Source organism: Rathayibacter sp. AY1A4 (assembly GCF_002930955.1).
GTDB lineage: Bacteria > Actinomycetota > Actinomycetes > Actinomycetales > Microbacteriaceae > Rathayibacter.
The window spans coordinates 133,947-144,153 of the sequence record NZ_PSTN01000007.1 but is presented as its reverse complement, the minus strand read 5'-3'; the positions used below and the strand labels follow the sequence as shown (position 1 = coordinate 144,153).

Below are 10,207 nucleotides of genomic sequence, written 5' to 3'. Positions count from 1 at the left end.
TCCTGAGCGGGCTCCTCCGCCGTCGCACTCGGCGACTCCGCGTCTGCCCCGTCGACCTCCGATTCTCCCGCACCCGCCGAGGCCGCGGAGTCGCCGAGTGCGACGGCGGAGGAGCCCGCTCAGGACGAGCCCGATCCCGCAGCACCCCGCGGCGCCGCAGGGACGGAGCAGCCCGTCGAGCCGGCGCCCGCCGGATCGGCGCCCGCTCCTCCGGCGGCTGCGGACGACGATCAGGAGTCGGACCGCGGCCCGCCCGCGACGGCGCGAGCAGCGGGAGGCTTCTCCACGCTCGCCGCCGGCGTCGCCGAGGCCCCGCGACAGGTGTGGACCGAGACCTTCGAGCAGGGCTTGACCGCCACCCCGAGCGCGCTCACCGCCTACGCGAACGGCCGCTACACGGCCGCCACCGGCTGGTCGACCGCCACGAATTGCACCGGCGTCCTGGTCAACTACACGGCGCCCTACCCCAACGCCGCCTTCTGCCCGACCCGGCCCCTCCTCACCGTCGGCACGGGATCGTCGGCCGCACGCGAGACCCGCCGCATGGCGGACGTCCTCGGTCAGGTGGCGGCCGGAGTGCCGGGGTCCGCCTCCAGCACCGCACCGGCCAACGGCTCGAACACCGGCACGCAGGCGAACCACGCCCTGGTCGAGTACCCGTACGCCACCATCACCGGCGGCACGACCGTCGCCCAGAGCGCCGCGGGGATCGGCGTCTCCGCTCCCGCCGCCCGCTACTACGCCGTCGGCATGAACGCCGCCGGCGGGCAGTGCGGGACGAACAACGCGTCCCTCTCCCTCAACCTGATCTCGGGCGGGTCCACCGTCCTCACCGGATTCGCCGCACCGGTCGTGCCCTGCACCGCGACCGGCAGCGTGTTCTACACGTCCCCGACCCTCCCGCTGGTCGGCGGCCTCGGCGCGCTCGTCGATCCCGCGCTCCCCGCCTCCGCCCGCGCCGCCGCCTACACCGGCACGAGCACCGCGCTCCTCACTCCGGCGCAGATCGCCGCGGCCCAGGTGCAGCTCGTGAACACGGTCACCGGCACGGGAAGCGCCTTCGCCGTCGACGACCTCCGCGTGCTCGACGTCACCCCCGCGCTCGACGCGGCCTTCACGCAGGCGGTGCCGACCGCGACGGTGCCGACCACGCTGACCTACACGGTCACCAACACCAGCGACCTCCTCGCGAAGGCCGACTGGCGCTTCTCGACCGCTCTCCCGGCCGGCCTCGTCGTGGCGCCGACGCCGGCCGTCGGCGGGTCCTGCACCGACGTCACCGGAACGGCGTTCGCCGTGACCGCGGCCGCCGGGTCCTCCTCCGTCTCGACGGTCGGCGGCGACCTCGCCGCGGGCGCGACCTCCTGCACGGTCTCCGTGGACGTGGTGGCCGCCGCAGCCGGGACGTACAGCACCGGGACCACGACTCCCACCGGCCTCATCGCCTCCGCCCCCACGTCGGTGACGGTCCAGGCCGCGACGACCCTCACCGTCCGGAAGAACCTGCCCGTGCGCAGCGCCACGGGCGACCAGTTCACGCTCTCGGTGCGCAGCGGCACGACCGTCCTCGCGTCGGCGACCACCACGGGCACCGCCACCGGGATCCAGGCCGCGCAGATCAGCCGCCTCACCGTGCAGTCCGGAGCGACGTACACGATCGCCGAGGCGCAGACCGCGGGCGCGGGCCTGGGGTACTCCAACAGCTACGAGTGCTCGCGCGGCGGCACGGTCATCGCCTCCGGAGCCTCCGCCGCCGGGTCGATCACGATCCCCAGCGAGGCGGGAGCGGAGGTGCTCTGCACCTTCACGAACACGGTGCAGACGCCGCGCCTGGTCTGCGACACCGGCCGCTTCTACTCCCTCACGGCGGCCGGCGCCCTGCAGCAGGCCGACATCGTCACGGGATCCCTGACCTCGATCGGCAGCTGGTCGGGGACCGCCGAGGCCAACGCGCTCGGCGTCGGCGCGAACGGTGCCTTCGCCTACGCGCTGGACCGCTCGTCCGACGCGACGGACGTCGACGCCGTCCTCAAGTGGACGCCGGAGGCCGGCTTCCAGAGGATCGCGAACAGCGCGTACACGACCGTGGCCGGCGGAGCGCAGGTGACCGGCAGCATCGTCGCCGGCGCGGTCGACCTCCGGACGGGCCGGTACCTGTTCGGCAGCTTCGCGAGCGGCCAGTTCTACATCTGGAGCTTCACGGAGGCGAACCCCGTCGCCACCCGGTTCGCCCTCGTCGGCTCCTTTCCCACCTCCGGAACCCCCAACGGCAACGGCGACATGGCGTTCGACGCTCGCGGCAACCTCTACGTCGTCGGCGCGGGCTCGGTCAACAACGCCAGCAGCGCCGCGATCTTCACCGTGCCGGCCGACGCCCTTGCCGCGGCGACCGGCGGCACCCTCCCGGTGAACACCTCGATCGCGAAGGCCGTGACGGGGACCGACGCCGCCTTCGCCAACATCAACGGCATCGCCTTCTCGCCGCGCGGAACCGTCTACCTCGCCAACGGCGACGTCGCCGCCGCGAACGGTGTCCCCGCCATCCCCGGCAGCGCCTACGAGTTCGACGCCACCACCTGGACCCGCGTCAGCGGCACGCCGCGCGTGAGCGTCAACGCCGTCGACCTCTCCGGCTGCTCCTCGCCGGCCACGATCACCGTGCAGAAGAGCGTGGTGGGCCACCTGGCCGCGGCGGACCAGTTCCAGCTCACGGCCGCCGCCGGCTCCCCGGCGTCGCCGTTCGCCACGGCCACCACCACCGGCGCCACCACCGGCCGCCAGACCGCGCAGATCGGCCCCTTCCCCACTCCGATCAACAGCACGGTGACGGTCTCGGAGGCGATGGCCGCGGGCTCCGCCTCCCCGATCACCGCCTACACGAGCATCTACGAGTGCTACGCGGACGGCGTGCGGGTGAGCACGGGCTCGAACCCGACCGGGACGGTCACCCTCCCGAACCGGCTCGGCGTCAACGTCACCTGCACCTTCTTCAACTCCCCGCGCCCCGCCTCGACGGTGCGCATCACCAAGACGATCCGGGACGCCTCCGGCACGACCCGCCCCGGCGCGGACTGGACCGTGGGCACGACGGCGACGGCCACCGCGGGCACCGTCGCCCTGCTGCCGGAGCAGTCGCCCCGCCAGCAGACGGACGCCGCGGGCCAGGCCGCCTGGACCGTCCTGTTCGGCACGGAGGCGTCGCGGGCGACGCTCACCGTCTCGGAGGTGCAGCAGACGGGCTTCGCGTTCGTCAGCGGCGCCTGCACGGTCAACGGCACCGCCCGGGCGACCACGTTCTCGCAGTCGGGGACCGTCATCAGCGCGAGCCTCACCGGCATCGCCTCCGCGGCGGTCGTCGAGTGCTCGATCGTGAACCGGCCCACGGCCTCGCTCACGCTCGTGAAGACGGTGAGCTCCGGCAGTGCGCTGCCCAGCGACTTCACGCTCAGCGCCACCGGCCCGACCGGCGCCCTGCCCGGCCCGACCGGCCGCGCGGGCTCCGCTGGCGTGTCGGCGATCCCCGTCACCCCGGGTGCCGCCTACCGGCTCGCCGAGACCGGGGGCCCCGCCACCTCCGTGCAGACCGGACCCTGGCAGTGCCGCACCGACACCGGCGCCGCCCTCACCGTGAGCGCGGCCGGAGACGTGACCCCGACGAACGGCGCCGCCGTCACCTGCACCGTGGACAACGCCAGCGCGACGATCACCCTGGTCAAGCAGGTCCTGCGCCCCCAGACCGGCTTCCAGGCCGCCGACTGGCGCGTCACCGCGACGCCCGCCGCACTGGCCGGAGCGACGCTCCCGACGGAGACCCGGGCCGGCGCGGAGTACGTCGCCGCGGGCAACCCGGCGAGCACCTTCGAGGTGCGACCGGGTCACGGCTACACGCTGTCCGAGGCGGCGACGGATCCGACCCGCCGCCTCGCCTACCAGGAACTGCGTCTCGAGCGCCTGACCGGGACGACGTGGTCCCCGGTCGCCTCGCGGACGATCACGGCCCCCACGGCCGGTCAGACGGCGGTCTACCGCTTCGTCAACGCCCCCGTGGACCCCACACGCCTGCCGCTGACCGGTGGCGCCAGCACCGACGCGTTCCTCCTGGGCGGGGGGTCGGTGCTCACTCTCGCACTCGGCCTCCTCCTCTGGGAGCGGCGCCGGAGGCTGCGAGGCCCCTCCCGGTGACGCCCCGACCGAGAGCCCCGGTGCTCTCCCGCAGACCCCTTCCCGCACACCTTCGACTCCACGACACCAGCACTCACGACCTCAGTAGGAGAGATCACATGTCCCGCACACTCACCAGGCGGCTCGCCGCCGCAGCCGGCGTCCTCGCGCTGAGCGCTGCGGCGGTGTTCACCGCCGTCGCGCCGGCGTCAGCGGTCACGCTGCCCGGCAACATCGACCCGACCATCAGCCGCACCCTCACCGTGCACAAGCTCGCGCTGGGCTCCAACAACGGCCAGGCGATCGGCACCGGCCAGGAGATCACGGTCCCCGGAGACGCGCTGCCCGGCGCCGTGTTCACCGCCGCGCGCGTCCAGGGCGTCGACCTCACCACGCCCGACGGCTGGAACCAGGTCGCGAACCTGACCCCGGGCACCGCCGCGACCCGCGTCACGGCCGCCGACACCTTCACCGCCACCAGCGGCACGGACGGCGAGGCCGTGTTCAACAACGGCGCGAGCATGCCGCTCGGCCTCTACCTCGTGACCGAGACCCAGCTCCCCGCCGGAGCGACCAACGGCGCGGCGCCGTTCCTCGTCACCCTGCCGTTCCCGACGGGCCCGACCGGTGCGCCGGCGAACCAGTGGATCTACGACGTCCACGTCTACCCCAAGAACGCGGTCACGGAGCTCACCAAGACGCGCGTCCCCGCGGCGGCGAACTCGGTCGAGGCGCGCAACCCCGACCTCATCCGCTGGGCCATCGCCTCGGACGTCCCGGTGCTCGCCGCCGGTGACGCGCTGGAGGCGTTCACCCTCACCGACACGCTCCCCGCCGAGCTGACCTACCTGCCGACCGGCCCGGCCGGCGTCGCGCCCACCGGCATCACGGTGACCAGCGCCGCGGGCACCGCGCCCGCACCGGCGTTCATCGCGAACACCGACTACACGCTCGCCTACGACGCCGCGACCCGGAACGTGACGCTGAACTTCTTGCAGTCCGGCCTCACCAAGCTCCAGGGCCTGCAGGGCGGCGTCGTCACCCTCACGGTGCTCACCCGCGCCACCGCCATCCCGGCCAACGGCATCATCACCAACTCGGCGACGAGCGTCGTGAACGGGGCCACGGAGACGGTCACCGGCAGCACCCCGATCGGTCAGCTGACCGTGTACGCCTACCAGAACAACGGCGCCAACCGCGTGCCGCTCGCGGGTGCGGTCTACCAGGTGTTCCTCACCGAGAACGACGCCAACCTCGGCCAGAACCCGGTGTTCATCAACGGCAACCAGAACTGGACGACCGGAGCGAACGGCTTCGTCGAGATCCCGATCATCACGCCGGGCAACTACTACGTCCGCGAGCTGACTCCGCCCGCCGGATTCCGTCTGCCCACCCCGGCCCAGGTGCTGACGCAGGTCGTCGCCGGACCGAGCTCGGCCACCGCGCCGATCCAGAACTACGTCGAGTTCCTCCACACCCAGGTGCCGGCGTTCGCCCTGCCCCTCACCGGTGGCGGCGCGCAGTGGTTCACCCTCGGTGGAGGCGCGCTCCTCGCCCTCGCGATCGGTTCGGGCCTGATCGCCTCGCGCCGCCGCACCGCGCTGGCTGCTCAGACCGCGGAGTAACGTCACACCATGACGAAGTCGAATGCGGGGCACCCGTCGGGTGCCCCGCATTCCTCTGTCTCCAGCCCTTTTCCTCCGCGGAGGCGGATCCACCGCCGACCGCGCTGGCGGCTCCCGGTCGCCCCGCTGGTCATCGCGCTCATCAGCCTCTCGGGAGTGGCGCTGCTGCTGTACCCCGTCGCCGCCAGCTGGCTCAGCGCCGTCGAGCAGGCGCGCGAGATCGACTCGCTCACGCAGGACATCACCGACCTCGGCGCCGAGACCCTCCGGCAGAATCTCGTCGAGGCCCGCGCCTACAACCAGAGCCTGAGCGGAGGCGGCGCGGCCGTCGCCGCGAACGAGCGCCTCCCCCTGGCCGACGACGAGCAGGTCGCCGACCGCGAGCGCTACTCCTCACTCCTGCGCGGCGACGCCGAGGGTCTGATGGCCCGGATCAGGATCCCCGCCATCGACGTGGACCTGCCGATCTTCCACGGCACCAGCGACGCCGTCCTCGAGCGGGGCGTCGGCCACCTCGAGGGCACCGCCCTGCCGGTCGGCGGCCCCTCCACCCACTCGGTGCTCACCGGCCACCGCGGCCTCGCCTCGGCCGAGCTCTTCACCCACCTCGACCGCGTCGACGTCGGCGACACCTTCACCATCGAGGTCTACGGCGAGGTGGTCACCTACCGTGTGCGCGAGACGCTGGTCGTCGAGCCCGAGGACACGCAGAGCCTCCTCGTGCAGCCCGGCCAGGACCTCCTGACCCTCGTCACCTGCACCCCGCTGGGCATCAACACCCACCGCATCCTCGTCACGGGCGAGAGGGTGATCCCGACGCCGCAGTCGGACGTGGACGCGGCGGGGGAGTCGCCCGACGTCGCCGGGTTCCCGTGGTGGGCGGTCGCGGCCGGAGGCGCTGTGGTCGCCGCCGGAATGTACGTGTGGTGGGCTGGGCGGCCGGCGCGGGGCGCGTGGGCGCCGGTGGTGGTCGCCGGCGAGGAGCGCGACAGAGTTCCTGCGGATCTGTGAGGCGAGGGGGGCGCGGATCTCCGCAGTCCTGCTCCGGCCGCTTCGGCGCCGGCCCGGTCAGGCGGGGCGCCACTCCTCGAGGAACTCGGCGACCGTCTTCGTCTCGAGGTCGAGCTCGACCTGCCCGAGCAGGTAGTGGGGATCGGTGAGATCGGCCTTCACGCGGATGATCTCGGCCCCGGTATCGAGGCGGACGACGACGAGGTCGTAGGGCGCGAGGAACCCGCTGCCCAGCGCCATGTCGATGGTGAGGCGGAGCCGCCCGAAGCGCCGCAGCTGCAGCTCGGCTCGGAGGTGCTCGGCGGCGACCTCGGGGGCGTCGGGAGTGGGGTCGGGCATGGGGGAGACGGTACCGAAGCGGGGGTGGCAGGACCCTGGTCGCGCCCGGGACAGCGATGTCGCGACGTGAGCCGCTGGTCAGTCCCGCAGACCGACCGTCACCGCCCGGCTCTCCGGCGCCTCGATCAGGTTCTTCGCCACCGCGGCGGACAGGTACGACGTCGCGTCGTGCCGGCGGAGGGTGACGACCGAGGCGACGGCTCGCACCGCCAGGACGATCGGAGCGAAGCTCGGCCCTGAGGTCAACCAGTCTCCGACCGCGACGCCGACCTCGGTCATCGGGATCAGCAGAGTCATCGGATCGAGTCGCCCGCCGCCCTCGCCCTTCAGAGGTCCGGACGCTCGATGCAGCTCCGTGACGCGCGCCTTATAGGTGAGGAGCGCGTCCTCGAGCTCCCGGCTGTCCTCCGCCTCGGCGACGGCGTGCCGCACGTCCCGGAGACCGTCGATGTACCGGGCGAGGAGCTTCTCCTTGCTCTGCCGGAAGGCCATTATGTCGTCGAAGGTCGCATTCGGATGCGGCTCGGGAATGTCGTAGAGCGTGAGGGCGAGTGCACGCTGATCGGAGGCGTCGTCGATCGCGAACAGCGCCTGCCGGGCCGTCGCGGTCGTGGCCACGCCGTACTGCCAGCCCTTCGCCTGGCAGAGTCGCCGCCCGCAGATCGCGAGCAGCCCGGGGACCAGATTCTCCCTGCTCGCCCGGAACTCGGAGCCGTCGCGAGAAGCCGGCCTGAGGTAGTCGTTCTCGACGAGCCAGTGCTCCAATTCGTAGGGGAGCTTGCGGGCGAACAGCCTGTCGGACTGCTTCCAGTCGTCGGTCGTGAAGGTGTACCGCGCAGCGGCGTCGATGCACTCGCGGACGGCGAGTTCTCGCGTGGGGTCGTCGAGATCGTCGAGATGGGCGGGGATTCACCAGCCTCGTTCCTTCATCTCGGCCATGGCCTCAGTGGGTGGGAACCCACGCGGAGCTATCGTCGAGAACCGCTCGCTCAGCAGCAGGGCCTTCTTCATCTCGGCCTCGGGCGGAACGATGAGCGGCGACAGCAGGAGGGTCTCGTCGAGCGTCGAGTTCATCGGTTCTCCGATCGTCTAGCCGGGTGGGCAAAAGGCAACTCGTGCCGACATCCGCATTCCGGCGTCACTTCTCTCCCGGATGCGTGGGACGGGGTCGTTGGGGGTACTCGCACCCTGCTTCTGGCCGATGCCGTGCGCATCTGCGGCCCTCGCCCTTCTACTCGGGGCGTGGTAGCCCTGAGAGTAGGCCCGACGCTCCGATCGGGATAGGGCCGGAATCGCTGCTCCTCAGGCGGGCCGCCACTCCTCGAGGTACTCGGTGACCGTCTTCGTCTTCAGGTCAAGCTCGACCGGCCCGAGAAGGAAGTGCGGGTCGGTGAGACCGGCCTTCACACGAATGATCGCCCAGCTTGGGTGGACGCGCGGCCGGACGGGCGAGAGGCGGAGGCGCCACGTCCCTAGCGCCACCACGATCGCGTCGCTGCTGCGGTCGGTGAAGCGGCGGCCGGGTCGCCCTGATTGCTCGCCGAAGCGCTCGTGGTTCAAGAGTCGGAGCCCGTGAAGAATTTTGGCGGAGTCTTGCAAGAGTCGTACAAGACGTGTCAACTTCGTCTTGTTCGAATCCAACCCACCACGAAGAGGAAATGGTCATGTCTGACTATGTGATGGTTCCCGTCCCCGAGAGCCTCGTGATCCCCGTGATGCGCCTCATCGCCGAGCACGACTCCGCCGATGAGCGACTGCTCGGTCGAGGATCCGCAAGAGTCTTGGATCACGACGACACGGAGGCCGAGGATTCGCGAGAGTGGACCCTCGAGGAGTTCGAGGTCCTGCGTTCCGGCGAGGCGAAGTCCATCAAGCTCTTCTGCGAGGTCCTCGACGTCCTCGCCGCGGCGTCGCCGTCGGCGGTCGCCCTCGAGGACGTGGCGAAGGTGACCGGCGTCGAGCCGCTGACCATGCAGCGCGCGTTCGGTCGGGCAACGGTGTGGATGAAGAACCGCATGGGCGGCGACACCCGCTGGCCGATCTTCTGGCCCGGCGACGGCTGGGCGATGACGGAGACCAATGCCTCGCTGTGGAAGTCGCTCGCTGAGTAGACGGTCGCGCGGGAGGGGGCGCCCAGCCCGGGATGGCCTCGTCACACAGGTCCAGACCTGCGACGTCAGCCGTAGCCGAGGGTCACGAGTGTCGGGGGTGTGCTCTGCTGTCGGTCTCACGTTCCAGAGTTGCGGCTGTTGGTACCTGGCTGGCCGCACGGCAACCCGATCCATCGATCGGGTGCCCCAGGGGAAGAACGGGCGACGACCATCGGCCGTCGCAATCTTGATGGACGGGACCACCGTGCCCGAACAGCTTCCCTATATCTTCCGCATCCCCACAGCCCTTTCTTGGACGGGCGCGCAGGCTCGACTTCTCGCACACGCAGACGGCCTGCGCTCGAGCGAGGCTCTGGACGTCCGCTTCTTCGTAGATGCTCGGCTCCTCACACGCCTGCGCGTCACTTCCCCCGAGGACGCACGGCGAGCAGTGGAAGCGGTCGCTCAGCTGCCAGGCATCCCAACTGAGACGGACGCGCTTCGCGGTGGTTGGGGGATGCGGGGAGCTCTCGACATCCGCGAGCTCCCGGCGGACGCGACAGGCCAGGCTCCTCGCTCTTTGGAGGAGTTCGCCGAACATAGAGCTGCGGACGAGCTCGCGCGATTCCTGCATCTGCTTCATTGGATCCCGCAGAGCCGTGGCATCACCGATGCGTTCGTGGCTGAGCACTACCCGGCACGCACGTGATCAGGCCTCGTGCTCGTCCTCACAGCGGCCGGCATCCTCGTGAGCCGCGGTGGAAGCCCTCCCTCCCTCATGCCGACCGTCGCGATGCTGCACTTCACAGACGCGACACGGTGGGCCGTGAAGTGGGAGGACGGCATCACGACCGCATCTCTGCCTCCCGAGCTCACTGCCCTCCCTCGTTAGCGATCGGTCGTCCGTTCCATCGGCGGCGTCGGAGGGGGCGTGTTGATGCTTGTAGATAGACTCGGCTCGGTGGCGCTTGCGGCCGGGTA

Annotated in this window: 9 protein-coding genes and 1 riboswitch; of the genes, 5 read left to right on the top strand and 4 right to left on the bottom strand. The window is 71.4% G+C overall.

Annotation, left to right across the window (positions count from 1 at the left end; genetic code table 11):
* Window positions 1–348: 348 nt before the first annotated feature.
* From C5B92_RS06465 to C5B92_RS06455, 3 genes are all read left to right on the top strand, one after another.
* On the top strand, window positions 349–4,182 hold the full coding sequence (locus C5B92_RS06465) for an LPXTG cell wall anchor domain-containing protein (protein ID WP_146079273.1): 3,834 nt from the start codon (window positions 349–351) through the stop codon (window positions 4,180–4,182).
* Window positions 4,183–4,280: 98 nt separating this feature from the next.
* Window positions 4,281–5,786, top strand: a complete 1,506-nt coding sequence (locus C5B92_RS06460) for a SpaH/EbpB family LPXTG-anchored major pilin (RefSeq protein WP_104274016.1) — start codon at window positions 4,281–4,283, stop codon at window positions 5,784–5,786.
* 9 nt (window positions 5,787–5,795) lie between these two features.
* Window positions 5,796–6,797, top strand: coding sequence for a class C sortase (locus C5B92_RS06455; protein ID WP_104274017.1), 1,002 nt, complete (start codon window positions 5,796–5,798; stop codon window positions 6,795–6,797).
* Between the two features lie 57 nt (window positions 6,798–6,854).
* Here the strand turns inward: C5B92_RS06455 and C5B92_RS06450 are convergent, their stop codons facing one another.
* The 4 genes from C5B92_RS06450 to C5B92_RS06440 all read right to left on the bottom strand — a co-directional run bounded on the left by C5B92_RS06450 (window position 6,855) and on the right by C5B92_RS06440 (window position 8,696).
* Window positions 6,855–7,136 carry a hypothetical protein gene (locus C5B92_RS06450; RefSeq protein WP_104274018.1) on the bottom strand — a complete coding sequence of 94 codons (282 nt, stop codon included), beginning with the start codon at window positions 7,134–7,136 and terminating at the stop codon, window positions 6,855–6,857.
* Between the two features lie 78 nt (window positions 7,137–7,214).
* A complete protein-coding gene (locus tag C5B92_RS06445) occupies window positions 7,215–7,901 on the bottom strand; it encodes a hypothetical protein (protein WP_104274019.1) in 687 nt (228 codons plus the stop codon).
* Between the two features lie 144 nt (window positions 7,902–8,045).
* Complete coding sequence (locus C5B92_RS17250) at window positions 8,046–8,210, bottom strand: hypothetical protein (protein WP_181028755.1); 165 nt, start codon at window positions 8,208–8,210, stop codon at window positions 8,046–8,048.
* A 228-nt stretch (window positions 8,211–8,438) separates the two neighbouring features.
* A complete protein-coding gene (locus tag C5B92_RS06440) occupies window positions 8,439–8,696 on the bottom strand; it encodes a hypothetical protein (protein ID WP_146079272.1) in 258 nt (85 codons plus the stop codon).
* Between the two features lie 104 nt (window positions 8,697–8,800).
* Here C5B92_RS06440 and C5B92_RS06435 point away from each other — a divergent pair, with 104 nt between their 5' ends.
* Together C5B92_RS06435 and C5B92_RS16885 are read left to right on the top strand one after the other, a co-directional pair.
* Complete coding sequence (locus tag C5B92_RS06435) at window positions 8,801–9,247, top strand: hypothetical protein (protein ID WP_146079271.1); 447 nt, start codon at window positions 8,801–8,803, stop codon at window positions 9,245–9,247.
* A 120-nt stretch (window positions 9,248–9,367) separates the two neighbouring features.
* Window positions 9,368–9,480, top strand: a riboswitch (SAM riboswitch).
* Window positions 9,477–9,935, top strand: a complete 459-nt coding sequence (locus tag C5B92_RS16885; protein WP_146079270.1) for a hypothetical protein — start codon at window positions 9,477–9,479, stop codon at window positions 9,933–9,935. Its footprint overlaps the riboswitch before it by 4 nt.
* The last annotated feature ends 272 nt before the right edge of the window (window positions 9,936–10,207 follow it).